A 22,933-nucleotide genomic window follows, 5' to 3' on the forward strand; every position below is an offset into this window, starting at 1 on the left:
TCAAGCGGGCAGGGGGGTAGTCGAGCGGCGCGCGCGATAGAGAATGAAGAAAGCGATGCCCATATTGCTGAGGTTCCAGGCAATCCCGTTTATGAAAGCGGCCTGATAAGAGCCAGTCAGGTCATAAATCCAGCCCGACATCCATCCGCCCAGCGCCATGCCGATAATGGTCGCCATGATGACCACACCCATGCGCTGACCCGCTTCGCGCGCCGGCAGATATTCGCGCACGATGATCGCGTAGCTGGGCACGATGCCGCCCTGCGAAAGCCCGAAGATGAACGACACCATGTAGAGCGAGGCGAGGCCGTTGAAGGGAATGTAGAGGAACAATGAAAGGCATTGTAGCACCGAACCGATCAGAAGTGTCGGCACACCACCGATGCGGTCGGCGAGCAGACCCGAAATCAGTCGGCTGGCAATCCCAGCGCCCAGCATGAGAGAGAGCATCTCGGCACCACGCGCGATATCGAAGCCCAGGTCGATGCAATAGGCGACGATGTGCACCTGCGGCATCGACATGGCGACACAGCATCCCAATCCGGCGAGCACCAGAAGCCCCTGCAGCATGCGAGGGGACAGGTCGATGGGTTTTCGTCCGCCGGGGCGCCGTAAATGTATGGCTGCGATGTCGTCAGCCTGATTTACATTAGGTCTGGCCCGCATGAGCATGGCCAGCGGAACGATGCTGACGATGCAGAAAATGCCGATGCCGAGAAACGTGACCCGCCAGCTCGTGTGTTCCAGCGCGAATTTGATGACGGTTGGCCAAAGGACACCGGACAGATAATTGCCGCAGGCGACCGCCGCCACCGCGATGCCCCGCCGCTTCTCGAACCAGTGGGATATGTCTGCCAGAAGCGGACCGAAACAGGCTGAGCCGCCTAGCCCGATAAGCCCCTGCAGGATGACGAACTGCCAGAGAGCAGTCGTGAAGCTGGAGACGACAAAGCCTGCACCAAGCAGGGCGCCCGCAATGGCCACGGGCAGTGCCACACCAATTCTGTCCGCAAACCGCCCGATGAGCACGTTGCCGAGCGCAAAGCCAATCATGGTACTCGTATAGGGCAGGGATGCCGCCGCCCGATCGACGCCAAATTCCGCCTGGATGGGCGGCAGAACGACCACGAAGGCCCAAAGCCCCACCGTGCCGAACGTGCCCAGAAGCAAAGCGATTGTCATACGGAACCAGGCATAGGAACCGTCGATCACGGCATCGCTGGCGCTATAGGCGGGGCCCTGTTGCAAGCTGCTCGTTCCCTGTTCGAAAGCGTCTTGTCCGCGCCCCATTCAATCTGCGCGAACTCGTCGCTGTCATAGCTCAGCGATACATCGTCCCGTAGGGCCACGCCCGCTTCGGTGCCTGTCCATGCGAACGGTCGGGTGGGGTGTTGCCGATTTCCGGCGGTGGTCAGGGAAGCTGGTTGTTCCGGGCGCGCCCACAATTGGGTGGTCGGTTTCGCCAGCACAATTGTTCACGTTAGCAGGCGGCACCCGGAAACGCCTCCGCATCTCAAAAACGCTCTTTCCCCAAGTCTTCGCTCTAGCGGTTCAAGAAATTGACTTTTACGTAAGAACCGTGCGACTTTGTTTTTCCTCGCTAAACAAATGCTCCTGATCGGAGACGCAGCGGGGCGGGCATCGGCAGATCATGATCTACCGCATTACCCGGTAGAAGAAAATGCGGCACTCACCATTGGGGCATCGTCCGGCACGGGCGAAAGGGGAGCCGTCATCAAAGGGCAGGGCGCGATGCGCGATTACTACTCCATCACCGAGCTGACGCGTGAGTTCGGGATTTCCACACGGACGCTGCGATTCTACGAGGATGAAGGGTTGATCAAACCCGTGCGGCGCGGTCGAACGCGGCTTTACCGGCCGTCTGACCGGCACCTGGTGCGGCAGATTTTGCGCGGACGCAGTATCGGTTTCTCAATCGCCGAGATTCGCGAGATCATAGAGGTTTACAAGGCGCCGCCCGGAGAGATCGGCCAGCTCAAGCTCATGCTGGCTCGTATTTCTGAAAAGCAGCAGGATTTGCGCCAGAAGCGCCGGGACCTTGAAGATACGCTTGAAGAATTGGCCCGCGCGGAGGAAGCCTGTGTCGAGCGTCTGGCTGAGCTCGGTGTGACCACCTGATCGTGGTACGGCCAATCAGAACCAGCGACGTACCCGTTTCTGATAATCGCGATATTTTTTCCCAAACCGCATTGCGAGATGGCGTTCCTCGGGCTCGATCGCAAGCTTCTGTGTCAGGAAGCAGGCAAAGGCGAGCAAGAGAAGAAACCAGGGATTGCCTGTTACCAGGGCGATGCCTGCAAGAAGCATCGAATTACCGAGATAGATAGGGTTTCGGCTGATGGCGAATGGCCCGCTTGTGACCAGTGCATCCGCGCTGCGTGTAGGCAGGATCGCCGTTCCCGCCCTGTGGAGTGTCCGCATGGCCTGCACGTCGAGTATCACAAATCCGACGATGAGCAGGCAGCCTATCGCAAAAAGTATGTCGGCCAGTGGCGGGCCGAACCATGTCAACGGATAGAAAACACCCAGCGTTGCCGCAATGGCGATAGCTGACAGATAGATGACCGGTGGCCAGGGAAAACGGGCCGGTTGCTGTTCAGGGCCGCTCATTGGTCCTATCCCCCTGCGTGAAATCGCTCCCCACTTCCGCGCGCATAGTGCATTCGGTTGCGATTTGGCTCAAGCGGCTTTGCATCTCTTCTTCCGGTTTGCCTGACATGACCAGATCAAGGCGATCCTCGGCCTCCAGCGTGTCGGTGAAACAGGTGCAGTAGGTTGCGCAAAAGTTGCCACCGCGCGTTTCCGCGCACTGGCTCATGCATGCTTGGGTAAAGCGCACATCGGCAGGCACTTCTGCCGGCGGCGAGAGCTGCGCCAGAACCCAGACACAAGCAATAAGAACTGGCTGGTGGAGAAGATAGAAAGCGAGGCTGTGGCGGCCGGCAAAGGCGAGGGGCTTCTGCCAATTCCCCGGCTTCAGAAGGGCGATCGAGTGTAGAGCGCCTGTATCTCTTGCAATGCGGGCGGTCGCGATGCCCGCGATGACGGCACCAAACCAGGGAAGCAGCGGGACATAATCATTTGACGGCGGACGAAAGGTGGAAAGGCCGATCCACCACAGAGCCGGCGTGTCGAAAAATGGCGCACTAAATATATGAGGCGCGGCCACCAGCCCGGCGGCGAGCCCCAAAAGAAGCCAGGCCGGAAAGCGCAGAAAGGCAAGGCCGAGCAGGCTTGCCACCGCAATATGATGCAGAATCCCGAAAAAGATAAAGCCCTGCGGGAATGCGAACCATGTTGCCGCCGAGATTGCGCCCGCAGCCACCGTAACCATGGCCAGGCGTTTCAAGAATCCTGTCCAGCGGATGTGTTTCTCATGAGCTAGAAACAGACTGACGCCAACCAGAAACAGAAAGGAGGTTGCGATCGCGCGAGCAAAGAGGCGCCATCCGCCGGTCACTGTGGTGCCTGCATCCATATAGCCAAAGAACTCAAGGTCCCAGCCGAAATGATAGACTGCCATCGCGACGAGTGCGCCGCCGCGCGCAACATCGATAATTTCGATGCGTGATTTGCCGGCCGCTTGGTGCCGCATCGTGTGGTCGCCCCGGTATAATTATTGTTTTATGTTGTGATTATATTAGTCGGCGCTAAAAGTGGCCGAAAGACGGAGAGGTATTCAATGCAGACAGTTGAGGCGAACGGAGCATCCATCCCGGTCTTGGGAATGGGAACCTGGACTTTGAAGGGGCAGGCCTGCACGGAACTCGTCTCGCATGCATTGAAGGTTGGATACCGCCACATCGATACGGCTGCTGCCTATGACAATGAGGAAGCCGTGGGCGAAGGCATCCGGGCCTCGGGGGTGAAGCGGGACGATATTTTTCTGACCACCAAGGTCTGGTGGACCGATATTGCAGGTGGCGAGCTTGAGCGCTCGGCGGAAGCAAGCCTGAACCGGTTGGGCGTTGATCAGGTCGATCTTCTTTTGATCCATTGGCCGAACCCCGCTATCGACCTCGCTGAAAGCGTGAAAGCCCTGAACCGCGTGAGAGCGAGCGGTGCCGCGCGGCACATAGGCGTGTCCAATTTCCCGACGGCTCTTCTGGCAGAGGCTGTCCGCCTGTCCGAAGCCCCCCTCGTTGCAAACCAGGTCGAGTATCATCCATTTTTGAATCAGGACCGGGTCTATGCCGCATGCCGCGATGCGGGCTTGGCGATGGTGTCCTATTGCCCGTTGGCACGGGGCGGTGATCTGTTCTCACAACCGGAAGTGGCAGGGCCCGCAGAGCGCTATGGCAAGACGCCGGCGCAGATCGTGTTACGCTGGCATGTACAGCAGGAAGGCGTGATCGCCATTCCACGGACCAGCAATGCAGGGCGCCTTGCCGAGAATGCGGACATCTTCGATTTCTCGCTCAGCGAGGAGGAAATGCGGTCCATTTCCGCCTTGCGGCAGCGGGGCAGCCGAATCTGCGATTACGATTTTTCGCCCGTATGGGACCCGGTCTGAACCTCCGGGAAGACAGCAGGTTAACCCTGCGTTAGCTGATCTAAAATAGGGTACTCACGGTTGTCATCGGCTCCGCTCCTGTGTGGTGTCTGACAGTCATGCCTTTGGGGGAAGGTGGACGGCGCATGTTGCAGACTTCAGGCGCCCCGGAGAAGGGGCCCACCGACATTGCCGGCATGATTGCAGGCTCCATGCGGCGCATGGGGGTGACCGGTCTGCCGCGCAATTACGAAATATTTTACGAGGTTTTCACCGGTTCCAACCGCGATCTCGTGCGCGATTTCGAAGCGCTGAACGGTCGGCCCACCCAGGACGCACTGGACAAGCTGGCGCTGAAATATTTCACGCAGAACAACCGGCAGGCCGTTGTTGAGGACGCGCAGGAACAGATCGCCACGCGCGCCCAGGAAATTCTGTCGCTGCTCGGCCGTGAACGCAGTTCCCTGGAGAAATTTGGCGTCATTCTCGATCAAACCTCCAATGGGCTTAGCGGTCGCAGCGCCATCTCGCATGATCTCATGCGCAAGATCGTCGGCATCATGGCCGCGGCTACAGAGACGACCATCGCTCAGGGGCGTCAGATAACGCAGGCGATGGAAGAAAAATCCAGCGAGCTTGAAGCCATGCGCTCGCAGCTTCAAAGGTACAAGAGGCTTGCCGACACCGACCCCTTAACAAGAATTTGGAATCGCCGCGCCTTCGACAAGCGCATGGCCGGCATCTTCGATGAACAGCGTTCGATCATGTTTCATGCGCTGATTCTTGCGGACATCGACGGCTTTAAGGCCATCAACGACCAATATGGTCATCCGGTCGGCGACAAGATTTTGCAGGGCGTCGCGCAGATCCTCAAAACCCAATGCGTTGACGAGTGTTTCGTCGCAAGAACGGGTGGAGAGGAATTCGCCATCATCGTGGACGGACTTACCGAGGAGGCGACCGTCAAACTTGCCGAAACAATGCGGCTCGCCGTTGAAAAGGCCGAGTTCGTTATCGGCTCCGGCGCCCGCAAATGCGGGCCCATTCGTATTTCCCTCGGGGTTTGCATGGCAAGCGATGCCGCCAATGCCGACGAACTCTACGCCAAGACGGATCAGGCGCTCTACGCCTCCAAGGTGGATGGGCGAAACCGCGTTACCCTGTTTTCCAGCATTCCCAAGGGCAAATTCATGAAGAATTGGCTGCTCTACAGAAACGATTGATAGACGTGCCCGCGCCGGGATGCATTTTTCTCGACTTCGCATATAGTTTGACGAGAACTGCGCCGAATTCTGCCCGATTTGTGATACACCGGGGCTTAAGGGGCGATTTGCGCGCGATTCACGTCGCAGATATTGACAAGTGAGGACACGGACTATGTTGAAGAAATCCATCGCAGTTGCGCTCGTGGCAGGCTTTTCTGCCGGCTGCGTGACCAGCACGGATCCCTATACCGGTCAGCAGAAGATCTCCAACACGGCCGGCGGGGCTGCGCTCGGTGCGCTGGCTGGTGCAGGCGTTGGACTTCTGGCCGGTGGCGATGATCGTCGCAACGCGCTGATTGGCGCAGGCATCGGCGCGCTGGCCGGTGGCGCGGTCGGCTCTTACATGGATCAGCAGGAAGCGCAGTTGCGTGGCCAACTGCAGGGCACGGGCGTGAGCGTCACCCGCCAGGGCGACTACATCATCCTCAATATGCCTTCCAACATCACCTTTGCTACCGATTCGGCCAACATCCAGCCGGCCTTCTACTCCACGCTGAATTCCGTCGCTTTGGTTCTCCAGAAGTACAATCGCACGCTGGTGGACGTTTTTGGTCATACCGATTCCACGGGCGATGCGAATTACAATCTGGAGCTTTCGCAGCGCCGCGCGGGAGCTGTCGCGAATTACCTTATCGGCCAGGGCAACAGCAGCCAGCGTTTCGCGATTATCGGTCAGGGCGAATCCCAGCCGATCGCCTCCAACGCCACGCCGGAAGGTCGCGCAGAAAACCGGCGTGTGGAGATCAAACTGTCGCCGCTTACCGGCGCCTGATCCCTCCCGCACACTGCAAAAAAAAGCCGCCGGCGTTTGCTGGCGGCTTTTTTCATTGCGGGCCATGCTATCCGGCGGCCATCGCTTTGGCGATGCCTGCCGCCAGCCGCGCATTGTTCTTCACCAACGCGATATTGGTCACGAGGCTTGCCCCGTCTGTCAGTTCCAGAATACGGGCCAGAAGGAACGGTGTCACATCCTTGCCTGAAATGCCTTTTTCATCGGCTTCGCGTTGAGCCGTAAGAATGTATCCAGCCATCGCATCTGCGGGGATTTCGTCCTCTGCCGGGACCGGATTGGCAATCAACATGCCGCCGTTGATGCCAAGCGCCGTGCGGGTCGCCTGAAAGCGCGCGATTGCCTCTGCACTGTCAAGACGCAATGGAGCGGGGTAGGGTGAATGGCGCGACCAGAAGGCTGGCACTGTGTCAGTGCCATAGGTGACCACGGGAACGCCGCGGGTTTCCAGCACCTCCAGCGTCTTCTCGGTGTCGAGGATCGCCTTCGGCCCCGCGGAAACGACGATGACGGGCGTCCGCGCCAGTTCGTCAAGATCGGCCGAGATGTCGAAACTCGTCTCTGCACCCTTGTGAACCCCACCGATGCCGCCTGTGGCGAAAACGTGAATGCCGGCCATGTGCGCGGCGATCATCGTTGCGGCCACGGTTGTGCCCCCACTTTTGCCCTCGGCGATGGCAAAGGCGAGATCGGCGCGAGAGAGCTTCATTGGATCTGTCGCCTGCGCCAGGGCCTCGCGTTCCTGCTCCGAAAGGCCGATTTTCAGGCGCCCGTCCACCACCGCAATCGTGGCCGGTATCGCGCCTTCCTGGCGGATCAGCGCTTCCACGTCTCTGGCCATTTCATTGTTGCGTGGCCAGGGCATGCCATGGGTGATGATGGTGCTTTCCAGCGCCACCACCGGCCTTCCTAGGGAAATGGCTTCGGCGACCGGCGCATGGACATCGATAATGTTGTTGGAACGCAAGGGGGAACTCCTTTATGAAACAAGACGCGGGGCTGGCACCCGCGCAAGCGCCGCTTTGAAGGCGGTATGATCGAATTCAGGCGCTGCCGAGGCAGAGGCAATTGCGAGCCCGGACGCGGCCACGCCCTCGCGCGCGGCCTCCTGCAGGGGCAGTCCACGGACCAGCGCCGCAACACTTGCACCAGCCAGGGCATCGCCGGCGCCGGTCACATCCACCACATTCTCTACCCGTGGCGGGTCGATCTGCCACTGGTTTGCGGACGTGAAGACCGTCACGGCACCGCCGCCCTCGGTGATGACGCCGGCGCGCAAGCCTGAAATCTGAAGTGTTTTTGCGGCCTGAAGGATGGGGGCTGCGGATGGAAGCCCAGCCAGCCCGCGCGCCTCCCGCGCATTCATGAATAGTGCAGAGAGTTCGGAAAAATGGGAGCTCAACCGTCCGGCCTTTGCCGGCGAGACTGCAATTGCATAAACGGGTGCTGCTCCACGGATGGAGACCAGCTGCGCCAGCGCTTCCGTGGGGAGATTGGCATCGCAGAGTATGGCATCGGACGCAGCCGCGGCCTGCCGTATCTTCGAACGCCGCAACTGCTTGGCGAACGCCGTATCATAGAGGGTCATGTCCGCAAGGCCGGTGATAAGCTCTCCATCATGATCGAGGATCGCCGTGTAGCTCGGTGTCACGCGGTCGAGAAAGGTCGCCGAGAGGTCTTCGAAGCCGGCGTCCTCAATGGCGCGTGCCACCGTCTCGCCCGCCGCATCCCCGCCACGCAGGGAAAGGAGTGACACGGCCATACCGCGCCGGACTGCCGTGCGCGCGGCATTAAATATGCCCCCGCCGACGTCTTCGCGCATCCATCCGGGGTTGGAGGTGGCGGGGATATGCGGTGCGTCAAGGCGTCCGCGACGGTCCATGTGGGCACCGCCGACGGCAAGCAGACGCGGTCGCTTGGTAGCGCTCATAGGGGCGCTTTCCGAATCGCCTGATGCGGGAATGCTCCTCTGCTCTCAAGCCAGGCGCCAGGTGTGTGCATCAGGGCAGTGATTGTGATCTTGTGCGCACAAAAATAGAACAAATTGTATTTATGTATTTTTATCAATGCTCTAATGCCTATTGCAAAAAGAGAACAAAAAGGGTACAGATGGCTATCGCGGATTTGGCGGAACCGCCTCCATTGACCTCGAAGGGGTGTTGTATCATGGCTCAGAATTCATTGCGGCTTGTAGAGGATAATTCGGTGGACAAAACCAAGGCTCTGGATGCGGCGCTATCGCAGATCGAACGTGCCTTCGGCAAGGGATCGATCATGCGGCTCGGCGCCAATGATCAGGTGGTCGAGATCGAGACCATCTCCACCGGGTCGCTGGGCCTCGATATTGCACTGGGCGTCGGCGGACTGCCACGTGGCCGCATTATCGAGATTTACGGTCCGGAAAGCTCCGGTAAGACGACGCTGGCGCTCCATACGGTCGCTGAAGCGCAGAAGAAGGGCGGCATTTGCGGCTTCATCGATGCCGAGCATGCGCTTGATCCCGTCTATGCCCGCAAGCTGGGTGTGGATCTGGAAAACCTTCTGATCTCGCAGCCCGACACGGGAGAGCAGGCGCTCGAGATCTGCGACACACTCGTGCGTTCCGGAGCGCTGGATGTGATTGTCGTGGACTCGGTTGCGGCCTTGACGCCGCGCGCCGAAATCGAAGGTGAAATGGGTGATTCCCTGCCGGGCATGCAGGCCCGACTCATGAGCCAGGCGCTGCGCAAGCTCACGGCCTCCATCTCCCGGTCGAAGACCATGGTGATCTTCATCAACCAGATCCGCATGAAGATCGGTGTCATGTTCGGTTCGCCGGAGACGACCACGGGCGGCAATGCGCTAAAATTCTATTCTTCGGTGCGTCTCGACATTCGCCGTATCGGTTCGGTCAAGGATCGTGATGAGACGGTGGGCAATCAGACCCGTATCAAGGTCGTGAAGAACAAGATGGCCCCGCCCTTCAAGCAGGTCGAGTTCGACATCATGTATGGTGAAGGCGTATCCAAGACCGGCGAGTTGATCGATCTCGGCGTGAAGGCTGGCATTGTCGAGAAGTCAGGCGCCTGGTTCTCCTACAATTCGCAGCGTCTGGGGCAGGGGCGTGAGAACGCCAAGCAGTTCCTGCGTGACAATCCAGAGGCGGCGCAGGAGATCGAATTGGCTCTGCGGCAGAATGCAGGCCTGATTGCCGAGAAGTTCCTTGATGATACCGGACCAGGCGACCAGGACGGCGGCGACGCCGAGGAGTAGCACCGCATTCTCGCTGACCCTGACAATCTGCAGGGCCGGCGTGCTTTAATCCGATGAAGTCAGGACACCGCCACCTGTTGGCGGTGTTTTTTTGTCGGCCTCGGTTGCTTGCCTGATTGCGTCCTGACGGGATTTCTGGACAGGCTTGAGCGCTGACGTTAAAAGGCGGGCTTCTGTTCCCCGCTTGTCTGGGCGGGCTTCTCGCAAAGGCTGAATCATGAGTGGCGTCAACGACATCCGGTCGACCTTTCTCGACTATTTCAAGAAGAACGGACACGAGATCGTGGCTTCTGGCCCGCTTGTGCCCCGCAACGACCCGACCCTGATGTTCACCAATGCGGGCATGGTGCCGTTCAAGAACGTGTTTACCGGCCTGGAGACGCGGCCCTATGACCGCGCGGTCACCGCGCAGAAATGCGTGCGCGCCGGGGGCAAGCACAACGATCTGGACAATGTCGGCTATACAGCCCGCCATCACACCTTCTTCGAGATGATGGGCAATTTCTCCTTCGGCGATTACTTCAAGGACCGCGCCATCGAGCTTGCGTGGAACCTTGTGACGAAGGAGTTCGGCCTCGATCCCAATCGGCTTCTGGTCACGGTCTACCACACGGACGACGAGGCCGCCGGCCTCTGGAAGAAGATCGCCGGTCTGCCCGACGACCGTATTATCCGCATCGCGACGAGCGACAATTTCTGGGCCATGGGAGATACCGGCCCGTGCGGCCCGTGCTCGGAAATCTTCTACGATCATGGAGACCACATTCCCGGTGGCCCGCCCGGAAGCCCGGATGAGGACGGCGACCGCTTCATCGAGATCTGGAACCTCGTCTTCATGCAGTTCGAGCAGGTGACGCCGGACGAGCGGGTAGACCTGCCTCGGCCCTCCATCGACACGGGCATGGGGCTCGAACGCGTGGCGGCTGTCCTGCAGGGCGTGCATGACAATTACGACATCGATCTTTTCCGCGCGCTCATCCACGCGTCGGAGGAGGCGACCGGCGTGCGTGCCGAGGGCGCGCAGCATGCAAGCCACAAGGTCATTGCCGATCACCTGCGCGCGTCCAGCTTTCTGATTGCCGATGGCGTTCTGCCCTCCAATGAGGGGCGCGGCTATGTGCTGCGCCGCATCATGCGGCGTGCCATGCGCCACGCCCAGCTTCTGGGCTCGAAGGACCCGCTGATGTGGCGCCTCGTGCCGGCGCTGGTGCGCGAGATGGGTCGGGCCTATCCGGAACTGGTGCGCGGTGAGGCGCTCATCACCGAGACGCTGAAGCTCGAGGAAACCCGTTTCCGCAAGACGCTGGCGCGCGGCCTGACGCTGCTGTCCGACGCAACCAGCGAGATGGGCGAGGGCGACCTGCTCGACGGCGAAACCGCCTTCAAGCTTTACGACACCTACGGCTTCCCGCTCGATCTGACGCAGGATGCGCTGCGCCAGCGCGGCATCCATGTGGATCTCGGCGGCTTCAATGACGCGATGGAACGGCAGAAGGCCGAGGCCCGCGCAAACTGGGCCGGTTCCGGCGAAGCGGCCACCGAGGCCGTCTGGTTCGCCGTCAAGGACAAGACCGGCGGCAGCGATTTTCTGGGCTATGAGACCGAGGAAGCCGAAGGCGTTGTTTCCGCGCTGGTGCGCGATGGCGCGATGGTCGATCACGCGGCAGAAGGCGACGAGGTGGCCATCGTAACCAACCAGACCCCGTTCTACGGCGAATCCGGCGGTCAGGTGGGCGATACCGGTTTGATTTCGGGCGAAGGCTTTTCCGTTGCCGTCGCCGACACCCAGAAAAAGGGTGACGGGCTTCTGGTTCATTTCGGCCGTGTCGAGAGCGGCAGGGTCAGGACCGGTGATGTGGTCGCGCTGAAGGTGGATCATGGGCGTCGCACGCGCATTCGTGCCAATCACTCTGCCACGCACCTTCTGCACGAGGCTTTGCGCGAAGTGCTGGGCACGCATGTGGCGCAGAAGGGGTCGCTCGTGGCGCCCGAGCGCCTGCGCTTCGACTTTTCGCATCCGAAACCCATTTCGGACGAGGAACTGGCCCGCATCGAGGACATTGCCAATTCCATCGTTCTGCAGAACGCACCGGTCGAGACCCATCTGATGGCAGTCGACGATGCCATCGAGGCTGGAGCCATGGCCCTGTTTGGTGAAAAATACGGAGACGAGGTGCGCGTTGTCTCCATGGGCACCGCGCGCGAAGGCGATAAGGCCGGCAAGACCTACTCGCTGGAGCTTTGCGGCGGCACGCATGTGAAGGCGACCGGCGATATCGGCTTGATCCGCATCGTCTCTGAAGGCGCCGTTGCCTCAGGCGTGCGCCGCATCGAGGCGCTGACTGCCGATGCGGCTCGCCACTATCTCGGCCATCAGGAGCAGCAGTTGAAGCTCGCTGCAGGCGCATTGAAGGTCGCTCCCGCCGATGTCACCGCACGCCTGGAGACTATCCTTGAAGAGCGCCGCAGGCTGGAGCGCGAGCTTTCCGAAGCCAAGCGCAAGCTGGCTCTTGGCGGCGGCAGTGCCGGGGGAGCGGATGGCGGTCGGGAAACCGTCGCCGGTGTCGGCTTCATGGGCCGGGTGGTCGAGGGCATTTCGCCAAAAGATCTGAAGCCGCTGGCCGATGATGGCAAAGCCTCGCTCGGCTCCGGCGTCACGGTCTTTGTGGGAACCTCCGAAGAGGGCAAGGCGAGCGTTGTGGTCGGCGTAACCAAGGATCTGACAGAGCGCTTCAGCGCGGTCGATCTCGTCCGCGTCGCCTCCGCTGCCATCGGCGGCAAGGGCGGCGGTGGGCGGCCGGATATGGCGCAGGCCGGTGGGCCGGATGGCTCCAGAGCTGCCGACGCCATCGCCGCCGTGAAGGCTGCCATGGAAGGCTAGCGCCCCCCCCTCCTGCAGGTGCGAAAAGGAAAACGCGGGTCCCGGAGTGAGCCCGCGTTTTTTGTTATCTGCGAGGAAACACGAAAAAAGCCGCGGATGAAACCGCGGCTCTTTGTCTTGCCTGGCGAAGGGCTGGTGGTCAGCCCATGGCCTTCTGCAGGTTTTCGTCGATCTTGTCCAAAAAGCCGGTGGTGGAGAGCCAGGGCTGATCGGGGCCGATGAGCAGGGCCAGATCCTTGGTCATGTGACCGGATTCCACCGTGTCGATGCAGACCTTTTCCAGCGTCTGGGCAAAGTTTGCCAATTCCTCGTTGTCGTCCAGCTTGGCGCGGTGGGCAAGGCCACGCGTCCACGCGAAGATGGAGGCGATGGAGTTGGTCGAGGTTTCCTCGCCCTTCTGGTGCTGGCGGTAGTGGCGCGTCACCGTGCCGTGCGCGGCTTCGGCTTCCACCGTCTTGCCGTCCGGCGTCATCAGAACCGAGGTCATCAGGCCGAGCGAGCCAAAACCCTGCGCCACCGTGTCGGACTGCACGTCGCCATCATAGTTCTTACAGGCCCAGACATAGCCACCCGACCATTTGAGCGCCGAGGCGACCATGTCGTCGATGAGGCGGTGCTCATAGGTGATCTTGGCTTCCTTGAACTTCTCCTCGAACTCGGTCTCGTAGATCTCCTGGAAGATGTCCTTGAAGCGCCCGTCATAGGCTTTCATGATCGTGTTCTTCGTGGAGAGGTAGCACGGCACCTTGCGCATCAGCGCGTAGTTCATCGAGGCGCGGGCGAAGTCGCGGATGGAATCGTCAAGATTGTACATGGCCATGGCCACGCCGGAGGAGGGGGCGTCGAACACTTCGTGCTCGATGGTCTGGCCATCCTCGCCAACGAACTTGATCGTCAGCTTGCCCTTGCCGGGGAATTTGAAATCGGTGGCGCGATACTGGTCGCCAAAGGCGTGACGGCCAACGATGATCGGCTGCGTCCAACCGGGAACCAGCCGCGGAACGTTCTTCATGATGATCGGCTCGCGGAAGATCACGCCGCCCAGAATGTTGCGGATCGTGCCATTGGGCGAACGATACATGCGCTTCAGGCCGAATTCCTCCACGCGCGCCTCATCCGGCGTGATGGTGGCGCATTTGACGCCCACGCCGTATTTCTTGATCGCTTCGGCAGCGTCGACGGTGATCTGGTCGTCGGTCTCGTCACGGGCCTCGATGCCGAGGTCGTAATACTTCAGATCAATGTCGAGATAGGGGTGGATCAGCTTTTCCTTGATGAACTGCCAGATGATCCGCGTCATCTCATCGCCGTCGAGCTCGACGACCGGATTGTCCACCTTGATCTTACCCATGAAAAAGCTCCGCAATTGTGGTGAAAAACGACGCGGCAAAGAGGGGCCGCGCAAAGGTCGGCTGCCCTATAGCATCCCTTGCAGAAAGCGCAAAGCGGGGAGCTGTGATTTGCCGGTCCGGCCCTGTGAGGAAAGGTCAGACTTTGGTCCCAGAGGCGGTTTCTGCGGATGAAATTGCGTCGGTTCTGGTGCAGATTTAATCAGAACCACCTGTTTGGCCTCTTGATTGGCCCGTTGTTTGGCCCGTTGTTTGGATTGTGTTGTGAGACCGGTCACCGACGCCACGCCCCTGATTGCTGCCAACGCGGTGGCTTTCGACACCGAGACCACCGGTCTTGATGTGAAGGAAGCACGTATCCTGCAGCTTGGCGGCATGGCGCTGGTGGACGGAGCGCTGCAGCCGGGCGATGTTTTCGAGACACTGGTCGACCCAGGTATCCCCATCCCGCCACGTTCCACCGCCATTCACGGCATTACCGGGCAGATGCTGCGCACGGCGCCCGGCTTTGCCGAGGCTTGGCCGCGCTTTGAGGCATATTGCGGCGGCCGTCTCCTGGTCGGTTACGCACTGGGTTTCGATCTGGCCGTTCTCGAGCGTGAAGCGCACAGGGCCGGTCTGCTTTGGCAGGCTCCGAGAACGCTCTGCGTGCGCATGCTTGCCGGTCTTGTCAATTCACACCTGCCCGATGCCTCCCTGGAGGCAATCGCGGCCTGGTTGGAGGTGGATACGTCCGGGCGTCACCGGGCAACCGCAGATGCGCGCATTGCGGGAGAAATCTTCATCGCGCTGGCACCGCATCTGGCAGAACGCGGCATCCGCACGGTCGCCGAGGCCGAGCGCGCCTCAAGCCTGCGCTCTCAGGCCCTGCGCCAGCAGGCGGAAGCCGGGTGGAGCGAACCCTTTCTGCGCCGAAGCGGCGCCGCCCGCCATGCGCTTGAAGCCATCGATCCATATGCTTTCCGCCATCGTGTGCGGGAAGCCGCAACGCCCGAGCCGGTCGTGGTGCGTGACGACATTGTGGTGTTGGACGCCGCACGCCTCATGGCAGAGCGCCGCATCAGTTCGCTTCTCCTTGCAGCGGATGGACAAGCGGGCAGCCCTGTCTCCGCCTATTCCATTGTAACCGAGCGAGATATCCTGCGGGCCGTCGCTGCCAGAGGCAGTGATACACTGGCCGAACCCGTGTCGGTCATTGCGTCAAAGCCGGTGATCGCGGTGGCGGCCGATGCATTCTTCTACCAGGCGCTAGGCCTCATGAGCCGAAAGAGAATTCGGCATCTGGCGGTCTCGGATGACGGCGGAAACCTGGCTGGCGTGCTCTCCTCCCGTGATTTTCTCAAATTCCGGGCAGGAGCCGCTGTCGACCTCCAGGCGCGGATCGAAAATGCGCGAACGCCCGCCGATCTCGCTGGCGCATGGTCGCGCGTCGCGGTCATAGCGTCAGCGCTTCTCGACGAGGAGACCGACACGCGCATTATCGCTGAAATCATTTCCGGAATTCTATGTTCCATCACCGCCAGCGCCTGCCGTATGGCGCTGTGTGAAATGGAAGCCGAGGGGCGGGGTGCGCCGCCGGTGCCGTTCGCCGTGATGGTTCTGGGATCGGGCGGGCGCGGCGAAAGTCTCCTGGCCGCAGATCAGGACAATGCCATCATCTTCTCGACGGGTGTACCCAATGGGCCCGAAGACAGCTGGTTTGCGCTTTTCGCAGAAAGGTTCACCGACCATCTCCACACGGCAGCAATTCCCCTTTGCAAGGGTGGTGTGATGGCGCGCAATCCCCCCTGGCGCGGATCAGCCGAAACCTGGCGCCAACGTGTCGATGGCTGGGTGTCAAAGGCGCGGCCGCAGGATCTCCTCAATATCGATATTTTCTACGATCTTCGGGCGGTTTACGGCGAAGAACGGCTGGTGACCGAGCTTGCAGCCCATGCATGGAAGAAGGGGGCGGAACGCGTTGAATTCGCCAAGCTCCTGGGTGAAAGCGTTCGCAATATCGCCAATCCCTTCACGATTTTTGGCGGGTTTCGGCTGGACAATGGGCGCTTGGATCTGAAACTCCATGGCCTGTTTCCGATCTCGGCACTCGCCCGCGCGCTCGCAATTCGCCATCATCTGCCGCATGCCTCCACGCGCGCCCGTCTGGAAGCTCTCGCGGATCTGCCCGCAATGCCCCGCAGCGATCTTCTCGCGCTGCGCGATGCCCACCGCTTCCTCCTCGCGCGCGTGCTGGAGCAGCAGGTGGAAGATATCGCTGCCGGCATACCGCTCTCCAACCGGATCGCTGTCGACCGGCTCACAGCGTCTCGGCAGAAGACATTGAAGGACGCCCTCAAGGCGGTCGCTATCATTCCCGAACTTGTCCGCAGCGCCATGTTCGCAAACTGATCATTGTATGCTTTACCGCGGCGCATGAAGCGGGTAACAGCAGCCCATCATGGCAGGAACAGACAAACAGCAAGACATGCTCGCTGAAGGCCCCGCAATCATTCTGGTGGAGCCGCAGCTGGGTGAGAACATCGGCATGGTCGCGCGCGCCATGGCCAATTTCGGTCTGGCGGAGCTTCGGCTCGTCAGCCCGCGCGATGGTTGGCCGAACGAGAAGGCTCGTGCGGCGGCAAGTCGCGCCGACCATGTGATCGACGCGGCCACGGTCTTTGCAACCCCGGCGGAAGCGGTGGCGGATCTGAACTTCGTCCTGGCAACCACCGCGCGCCCACGCGACAATTTCAAGCCCGTGCGCGGTCCGGTCGAAGCCGCCGCAGATCTGCGGAACCGCTTTGCCGGTGGCCAGAAGACCGGCATCCTTTTCGGGCGGGAGCGCTGGGGGCTTACCAATGAGGAAGTGGCGCTTGCCGATGAGATCGTCACCTTTCCGGTCAATCCGGCGTTTGCCTCGCTCAACATCGCGCAGGCGGTGCTGCTCATGTCCTATGAGTGGATCAAGACGGGCAATCAGGCCGTCCGGCCACCCGACATTGCGCTCGCTCCCGCCGAGAAACTGCATATTGAAAGCCTCATGCACTATCTCGACAAGGTGCTGGATGAGCGTGGCTACTTCAGAACCGAGGACAAGAAGCCGAAGATGATGGACAATTTGCGGGCATTGTTCACACGTCCTGGCTTCACTGTGGAAGAGCTGGCGGTGTTGCGCGGTGTGTTGCGTTCGCTGGAGAAGTTTTCGCCGAAAAACCCGCGCGGCGCAGGCGCGCCTGACGAAGGGTGACCATGGAGACTCGGCCGATCCTTTTCTTCGATTCGGGCATTGGCGGCCTTTCGGTGGTTAAGGAAGCGCGCATTCTTCTGCCGGGCCGGCCCTATGTCTATGTGGCCGATGATGCAGCCTTCCCCTATGGCGCATGGGAGGAGGGCGCGCTCCTCGAGCGTATGGTCACGCTTTTTGAGGAACTCCTGGAGACGTATCGGCCAGCCATGTCGGTGATCGCCTGCAACACCGCTTCGACGCTTGCCATTCACCGATTGCGCGAGGTGTTTCCTGGTGAAACCTTTGTGGGCACGGTTCCCGCGATCAAACCGGCCGCCGAGCGCACAAGATCAGGGCTGGTTTCCGTTCTGGCCACGCCCGGCACCGTGAAACGGCAATACACGCGCGATCTGATCCGCGACTATGCGGCCAAGTGCCATGTCCGCCTGGTTGGCAGCGAAAACCTGGCAGCTCTTGCCGAGCAGTATATGCGCGAGGGCTATGTGGACGAGGCGGCCGTGGCGCAGGAAATCGCCCCCTGTTTTGTCGAGCAGGAGGGAAAGCGCACCGACATCGTGGTGCTGGCCTGCACGCATTATCCGTTTCTGGTGAACCGCATGCGCAAGACCGCGCCTTGGCCCGTGGACTGGATCGATACATCCGAAGCGATTGCAAGGCGTGCCCTCACGCTGGCAGCGGATCTGCCTCTTGCCTCCGCAGGTGCGCCTGGACAGGACATTGCCCATTTCACCTCCGGCGCACCGGTCGAGGGCTATCGCCGGTTGGTCTCGGGCTTCGGTTTCAGATTAGACTAAACCTCCTGAGCAGTCGTCGCGTTTCGGTTGACATTTGCTCCGGTCTTCAATAATCACCCGCACAAGCGCGATGGCTTTCCGGCTGCCGCGCTTTTTAACGTGTCCCGTGGACAAGCCGCATCAGCGTGCGTGGCATGTCCTGTCAGGTTTCGAAAACGGAAACCAGAGGAGGGCGCGTTTCCTTCGTCCGGAGTTCTTTGCTCCGGGATTTTTGATGTGAAAGGGAATGCGATGAGCAAGCGCCATTCAGCAAAATACAAACTCGATCGCCGTCTTGGCGAGAATATCTGGGGCCGTCCGAAGTCTCCGGTCAACCGTCGTGAATATGGCCCCGGCCAGCACGGTCAGCGCCGCAAGGGCAAGCTTTCGGACTTCGGTCTGCAGCTGCGCGCCAAGCAGAAGCTGAAAGGTCACTACGGCGACATTTCGGAAAAGCAGTTCCGCAAGACCTATGACGAGGCCAACCGCCGCAAGGGCGACACCAACGAGAACCTGATCGGTCTCCTGGAGTCCCGCCTCGACGCCATCGTCTACCGCGCCAAATTCGTTCCCACGATCTTTGCTGCGCGCCAGTTCGTGAACCACGGCCACATTCTGGTCAATGGTCGCCGCGTCAACATCCCGTCCTACCGCTGCAAGGCCGGTGACGTGATCGAGGTCAAGGAAAAGTCCAAGCAGCTCGCCATCGTTCTGGAAGCCACGCAGCTCGCCGAGCGCGATGTTCCGGATTATGTCGAGGTCGACCACAACAAGATGGTCGCCACCTATCTGCGCATGCCTTCGATCTCCGATGTGCCCTACGCCGTGCATATGGAGCCGAACCTGGTTGTCGAGTACTACTCGCGCTGATACGTTTCGGCAGGTAATTCGGAAGGGGGCGTCCTGCCATTGGCCGGGCGCCTTCTTTTTTGTCTTCAGAGATTTATCGGGGTAATGCGATGAAAGGACTGGCCGCTGCGTCCGGCGTGCGAATGGGCTTGTTGCTGGCCTTTTTCGTTGCGTTATGGACGGTTTATGCCAGCCTGACCCAGCTCAATCTCGATGGCTTTGGCGACATGCTGGAAAACTACTCCTGGGGCATTGCCTGGGAGCAGGGATACTACAAGCACCCGCCGCTGTTTGCCTGGATCACGGCGGCATGGTTTGCAGTGTTTCCCAATGTCGACTGGGCCTATTATCTCCTCTCGGCGGTCAATGGCGCAGCGCTCATGTTTGCGAGCTGGCGGATCGCCGTCAGGTTCCTCGATCCATGGCGCGCGTTTCTGGCAACGGCGCTTTTCTTCTTTCTGCCGCCGGTCACATTTCTCGCGATCAAATACAATGCAAATTCGGCCATGCTTCCTTTCTGGGCCGCGACGGTATGGTTCTACCTGCGCTTTCTGGAAAGAGAACGCTTTATCGATGCGGTAGTCCTGGGTGCGCTGGCGGCTGCGTCCGTGCTGATCAAGTATTTTTCGGCTGCACTTCTGGGTGCGATCTGTCTTCATGTTCTGTTTGATCGCGAGGCGCGTACGCTGCTTTTGAAGCCTGGCGTCTGGGTCGCAAGCCTTGTGTTTCTGGCGCTGATGACTCCGCATCTGCTCTGGCTGTTTGCGAACGATTTTCTGCCGTTGACCTATGTCTCCGAACAGGGAGATGGCTCCCCTTGGATCGGGCTTACCTCCGCCCCGCGGTTCCTCGCGGCCCTTTTGGCCTATCTGCTTCCGGCCGTTCTTGTCTTGTTGATCGCCATCCGTCGCAACGGGCGCGGCCCATGGTTTGACGCAGGACCTTTTCTTGGGCTGCGCAGCACTCTGACTGGGCGCGCGCTCTTGTGGACCGGCTTCGGGTCCCTAGCGCTGACGCTTCTGCTTGGTATCGCGTTCACCGTGCAGTTTAGTTCGGTGTGGGCGCTGCCACTGTATTTCTCGGCGCCGGCCTTTCTTATGCTGTTCGTCAAGGCTGGACGTCTGGAGGTGCAGAAGCCTGCCATTCCTGCGATCGTTGTCCTTTACGGCGCCTGCCTTCTCGCTCTGACGCCAATCATCTATGCCGAGGAAGCGAAAAACACCTCGCACTACAACAACGTGCCCGTTCGGACACTCGCGGTTCAGATCGAGAGCGCGTGGTATGCGCGGTATGACACGCCGCTCACCTATGTGGCCGGTGACAAGATTTTGGCCAGCGGAATGACGTTCTACACGGCTTCTCGCCCCTATTCCATGCAGGCGAACTCCTATGCGCTAACGCCCTGGATCAGCCCCGAGGATGTCGCTCGGAAGGGGATGCTGATTGCCTGCTTCGAAGGCCAGAAAGGCTGTTTGAACAAGGCGATAGAGTTATCGAGCGGCGGGCGCGATACGCAGGACCTGACGGTTCCCGGCTTTGGCGGAGACAGAAACTGGACGGTGCGGATTTTCTTTGTTCCACCCGCCGGCAGCGGGCTTTGAAGCATTTTTCCGAAAATGGCTCGGTTTGCCGGAATTCGAGCTAAAACCGGTCCGTTTCGTCCGAAAGCTCGTTAAATTACCCGATTTTCGATCGACCAGCGGGCGGCAAAAAAATTGAGGATCGCACCGACGACAATGCCGATGAGTTTGGCCGCGAACAAGCCCGTGAACGGTGGCAGGAGATAAACGGCGAGTGTCGACGATCCGAGGGAGATGATGCTCCCGCTGACCGCAAATTTCGCAAACGCCCGGTGAAGGTTGAAGCGCTTTGTACGCTCGAATGTCCAGCATGAGTTGGCCACGAAGGAAAATATCACGGCAACAGTCCAGCCGAGAAAATTGGCAAGCAGTGCTGGAACCGACAGCGCGACAAGTGCGCTGAAGGTGGCAAGGTCTATCACCGTGTTCAAAAGCCCGACAATTGCAAACCGACCAAGCTTGCTTGCAAACGGGCGATTGGCCTGATGGTTCATGACGCCGCCCGCTTCAGAACGAGGCCGGCACTCTGCAGGCGCAAGGGGAAAGCCTCCGAAGCGAGCGCATCGCGTTCTTCGTTGCGGGCATCGGTGAACACGTCGCGGCTGCGAAGAACCTCATCCACCGTGCCGGGATGACACATGACAACGGCGCCATTGGGAGCCTTGTCCATGAAGAGATCGAGCGCGCGGGCGAACGCACCCGGGCGGCGCCAGTCATAGAAGCCGCAGAGCGGTCCCTCGACGTTAAAACCATGCCGCCGCATTTCCGCGTCGAAGTTGCGCGCGAGCAAACGCGCGACAACGATCTTGGCTTTCACAAGAGCAGGCGCTGCGCGCAGCGTCGGTGCACCACGCAACCATGGGCGCTTGTCGCTCGGAATATCTGCAAACCGTTGGATCAGCCACTGTCGCACGGGTGGTAGGAAATGGACATGCTGATGGCCGTCAATGAAATCGGGATCTCGCCCGAACGCCTCGCGAAAGCGCGCCAGCTGGGCATCGGCCTCGGACATGATGGCGTCCGCTTCTGCGTTGCCAAGAAGGCGTTTCAGGTCCGGCATGGTCCGGCCCGTGGATAGGGCAGGGAAGTCTGTGAGGGTGAGATGCATGCCGACCGCGAATGGACCGCCGATCGTGGCAAGGGCGCCGGCCTCGTTCGACCAGTCATCGAAGAGGGTCATGCAGCCCGTGCCGCTCAGGCGTCCGGCTTCCAGCAGCGCGCGGATGGTCTCGCTGACACCGGGCGAAAATCCATAGTCATCCGCGATCAGCCAGATCGAGCGGGCGCCGGGCTCAGCCATGGGTTGCCTTGCGCGGCTTGCGCTCTTTCGTGGCCGAAAGTGCAGAGGCCCCAGAGCCCGTGATGGACTTCACGATGTAATTCGGCCTGTTCTTCGCCTCACTCAACGCGGACCAGACATACTCGCCCACAAGGCCCGTCAGAGCCAGGTTGAGACCGCCCAGGACCAGTACCGCCACGATCAGACTGGGATAGCCGGGAACGGAGACACCGGTGAACAGAACCTCCAGAAGGATCTTGATGCCGTAGAGAAAGCCGAGCACCGCAACACCGGTCCCGAACAGCGAGACCATGCGCAAGGGCACAACGGAGAACGAGGTGAACCCTTCCAGAGAAAAGGCGATCAAACGGCGCCGCGACCATTTGCTTTCGCCACCTTGCCGTTCGGCCGGTTTGTAGAGGATGCGTTCCTGCTTGAAGCCGGTCCAGGCGTAAAGCCCCTTGTTGAAGCGGCGCTGATCACGCAACTGGCGCAGTGCCGCGGCAAAGCGGCTCGTCATGACACGGAAATCGCCGGCATTGGCCGGGATCTCGTACCGCTGACCCATATTGATCAGCCAGTAGAAACCGTTGGCAAGGTATCGCCCCAGCGTGCGGCTCTCGGCACGGTCTGCGCGAACTGCATAGACCATGTCGAGATCGGGATCGTGAGTGATACGGTCGATCATGTCGAGGGCGACATCCACCGTATGCTGGAGATCGGCATCCATGAGCAGGACATAATCTCCCTCCGAATGATCGAGGCCGGCAAGGATCGCCGTTTCCTTGCCGAAATTGCGCGCAAGCGTGATGAGGGACCAATGGCCGGTCATGTGCTCGCCATATAGTGCGCCGCCTTCATCCGTGCTTCCGTCATCGATGAAGATGAAATGCGTGTCGAGATCAAAGCGCTGCTTGACCTGTGCAGCAAGCTCGCTTGCCAGGGCGCTGAACCCGGCAACGCTCTCCCGTTCGTTGAGGAAAGGAACCAGAATGTCGAGCCGCTGGGCCACGCGCGCAATCTCCATCAAACGATGTTCTGCCAATAGAAAGTTGAAAATGCCTATTCGTTAAGTCGCCTTGCCGCAAGGCTTCTGATAGGAAGACGCGAAATCATATGTACCGACAGAGGCGTGTCCATGCATACCACTTTGGCGCAATCGAAAGAACCGAT

At 60.3% G+C, this 22,933-nt stretch carries 20 protein-coding genes; 11 read left to right on the top strand and 9 right to left on the bottom strand.

Going from position 1 to position 22,933, the window contains the following annotated elements:
• On the bottom strand, window positions 1-1,182 hold the full coding sequence (locus AC2CHD_RS00515) for an MFS transporter (protein ID WP_484553173.1): 1,182 nt from the start codon (window positions 1,180-1,182) through the stop codon (window positions 1-3).
• A 570-nt stretch (window positions 1,183-1,752) separates the two neighbouring features.
• On the opposite strand from AC2CHD_RS00515, the gene AC2CHD_RS00520 reads away from it, so the two are divergent.
• Window positions 1,753-2,139 (top strand): MerR family transcriptional regulator, encoded by a 387-nt coding sequence (locus AC2CHD_RS00520; protein ID WP_223022609.1) that lies wholly within the window; start codon window positions 1,753-1,755, stop codon window positions 2,137-2,139.
• Between the two features lie 15 nt (window positions 2,140-2,154).
• Here AC2CHD_RS00520 and AC2CHD_RS00525 read toward each other — a convergent pair whose 3' ends face one another.
• Together AC2CHD_RS00525 and AC2CHD_RS00530 are read right to left on the bottom strand one after the other, a co-directional pair.
• Entirely contained in the window at window positions 2,155-2,631 is a 477-nt protein-coding gene (locus AC2CHD_RS00525; protein ID WP_229447102.1) for a methyltransferase family protein, read from the bottom strand.
• On the bottom strand, window positions 2,618-3,616 hold the full coding sequence (locus AC2CHD_RS00530; RefSeq protein ID WP_484552207.1) for a heparan-alpha-glucosaminide N-acetyltransferase: 999 nt from the start codon (window positions 3,614-3,616) through the stop codon (window positions 2,618-2,620). Before AC2CHD_RS00530 ends, AC2CHD_RS00525 begins: the two co-directional genes overlap by 14 nt.
• Before the next feature lie 87 nt (window positions 3,617-3,703).
• Between AC2CHD_RS00530 and AC2CHD_RS00535 the strand changes: the two genes are divergently transcribed.
• From AC2CHD_RS00535 to AC2CHD_RS00545, 3 genes are all read left to right on the top strand, one after another.
• Window positions 3,704-4,534: an aldo/keto reductase gene (locus tag AC2CHD_RS00535; RefSeq protein WP_484552208.1), complete on the top strand. Its 831-nt coding sequence runs from the start codon at window positions 3,704-3,706 to the stop codon at window positions 4,532-4,534.
• 125 nt (window positions 4,535-4,659) lie between these two features.
• Window positions 4,660-5,736 carry a GGDEF domain-containing protein gene (locus tag AC2CHD_RS00540; RefSeq protein WP_229447099.1) on the top strand — a complete coding sequence of 359 codons (1,077 nt, stop codon included), beginning with the start codon at window positions 4,660-4,662 and terminating at the stop codon, window positions 5,734-5,736.
• 154 nt (window positions 5,737-5,890) lie between these two features.
• The gene (locus tag AC2CHD_RS00545) at window positions 5,891-6,550 is read left to right on the top strand and encodes a YiaD family glycine zipper/OmpA-like lipoprotein (RefSeq protein WP_223020454.1); all 660 of its coding nucleotides are present in this window, start codon (window positions 5,891-5,893) and stop codon (window positions 6,548-6,550) included.
• Between the two features lie 67 nt (window positions 6,551-6,617).
• Here AC2CHD_RS00545 and AC2CHD_RS00550 read toward each other — a convergent pair whose 3' ends face one another.
• Together AC2CHD_RS00550 and AC2CHD_RS00555 are read right to left on the bottom strand one after the other, a co-directional pair.
• Window positions 6,618-7,535 carry a pseudouridine-5'-phosphate glycosidase gene (locus AC2CHD_RS00550; RefSeq protein ID WP_484552209.1) on the bottom strand — a complete coding sequence of 306 codons (918 nt, stop codon included), beginning with the start codon at window positions 7,533-7,535 and terminating at the stop codon, window positions 6,618-6,620.
• Between the two features lie 12 nt (window positions 7,536-7,547).
• On the bottom strand, window positions 7,548-8,498 hold the full coding sequence (locus AC2CHD_RS00555; RefSeq protein WP_484552210.1) for a carbohydrate kinase family protein: 951 nt from the start codon (window positions 8,496-8,498) through the stop codon (window positions 7,548-7,550).
• 236 nt (window positions 8,499-8,734) lie between these two features.
• On the opposite strand from AC2CHD_RS00555, the gene recA reads away from it, so the two are divergent.
• The gene (recA, locus tag AC2CHD_RS00560; protein ID WP_229447096.1) at window positions 8,735-9,820 is read left to right on the top strand and encodes a recombinase RecA; all 1,086 of its coding nucleotides are present in this window, start codon (window positions 8,735-8,737) and stop codon (window positions 9,818-9,820) included.
• Window positions 9,821-10,037: 217 nt separating this feature from the next.
• Complete coding sequence (gene alaS / locus AC2CHD_RS00565; protein ID WP_484552211.1) at window positions 10,038-12,701, top strand: alanine--tRNA ligase; 2,664 nt, start codon at window positions 10,038-10,040, stop codon at window positions 12,699-12,701.
• Window positions 12,702-12,840: 139 nt separating this feature from the next.
• Here alaS and AC2CHD_RS00570 read toward each other — a convergent pair whose 3' ends face one another.
• A complete protein-coding gene (locus AC2CHD_RS00570) occupies window positions 12,841-14,052 on the bottom strand; it encodes an NADP-dependent isocitrate dehydrogenase (protein ID WP_484552212.1) in 1,212 nt (403 codons plus the stop codon).
• 262 nt (window positions 14,053-14,314) lie between these two features.
• Between AC2CHD_RS00570 and AC2CHD_RS00575 the strand changes: the two genes are divergently transcribed.
• The 5 genes from AC2CHD_RS00575 (at window position 14,315) to AC2CHD_RS00595 (ending at window position 20,502) form a co-directional block, all read left to right on the top strand.
• Window positions 14,315-16,441: a DUF294 nucleotidyltransferase-like domain-containing protein gene (locus AC2CHD_RS00575; protein ID WP_484552213.1), complete on the top strand. Its 2,127-nt coding sequence runs from the start codon at window positions 14,315-14,317 to the stop codon at window positions 16,439-16,441.
• Between the two features lie 49 nt (window positions 16,442-16,490).
• Complete coding sequence (locus AC2CHD_RS00580) at window positions 16,491-17,279, top strand: RNA methyltransferase (RefSeq protein WP_229447091.1); 789 nt, start codon at window positions 16,491-16,493, stop codon at window positions 17,277-17,279.
• A gap of 2 nt (window positions 17,280-17,281) precedes the next feature.
• On the top strand, window positions 17,282-18,073 hold the full coding sequence (gene murI, locus AC2CHD_RS00585; RefSeq protein ID WP_229447090.1) for a glutamate racemase: 792 nt from the start codon (window positions 17,282-17,284) through the stop codon (window positions 18,071-18,073).
• A 231-nt stretch (window positions 18,074-18,304) separates the two neighbouring features.
• Complete coding sequence (rpsD, locus tag AC2CHD_RS00590) at window positions 18,305-18,922, top strand: 30S ribosomal protein S4 (RefSeq protein ID WP_484552214.1); 618 nt, start codon at window positions 18,305-18,307, stop codon at window positions 18,920-18,922.
• 89 nt (window positions 18,923-19,011) lie between these two features.
• Window positions 19,012-20,502 carry a glycosyltransferase family 39 protein gene (locus tag AC2CHD_RS00595; RefSeq protein ID WP_484552215.1) on the top strand — a complete coding sequence of 497 codons (1,491 nt, stop codon included), beginning with the start codon at window positions 19,012-19,014 and terminating at the stop codon, window positions 20,500-20,502.
• A gap of 71 nt (window positions 20,503-20,573) precedes the next feature.
• Here AC2CHD_RS00595 and AC2CHD_RS00600 read toward each other — a convergent pair whose 3' ends face one another.
• Genes AC2CHD_RS00600 through AC2CHD_RS00610 form a run of 3 tightly spaced genes read right to left on the bottom strand, consistent with a single transcriptional unit; the run spans window position 20,574 to window position 22,787 of the window.
• Window positions 20,574-20,975, bottom strand: a complete 402-nt coding sequence (locus AC2CHD_RS00600; RefSeq protein ID WP_484552216.1) for a GtrA family protein — start codon at window positions 20,973-20,975, stop codon at window positions 20,574-20,576.
• Complete coding sequence (locus AC2CHD_RS00605; RefSeq protein ID WP_484552217.1) at window positions 20,972-21,781, bottom strand: ChbG/HpnK family deacetylase; 810 nt, start codon at window positions 21,779-21,781, stop codon at window positions 20,972-20,974. The genes AC2CHD_RS00600 and AC2CHD_RS00605 overlap by 4 nt, the downstream gene beginning before the upstream one ends.
• Window positions 21,774-22,787: a glycosyltransferase family 2 protein gene (locus tag AC2CHD_RS00610; protein ID WP_484552218.1), complete on the bottom strand. Its 1,014-nt coding sequence runs from the start codon at window positions 22,785-22,787 to the stop codon at window positions 21,774-21,776. Before AC2CHD_RS00610 ends, AC2CHD_RS00605 begins: the two co-directional genes overlap by 8 nt.
• Window positions 22,788-22,933 lie beyond the last annotated feature (146 nt).

It is taken from the genome of Nitratireductor sp. ATLC21, assembly GCF_057196525.1.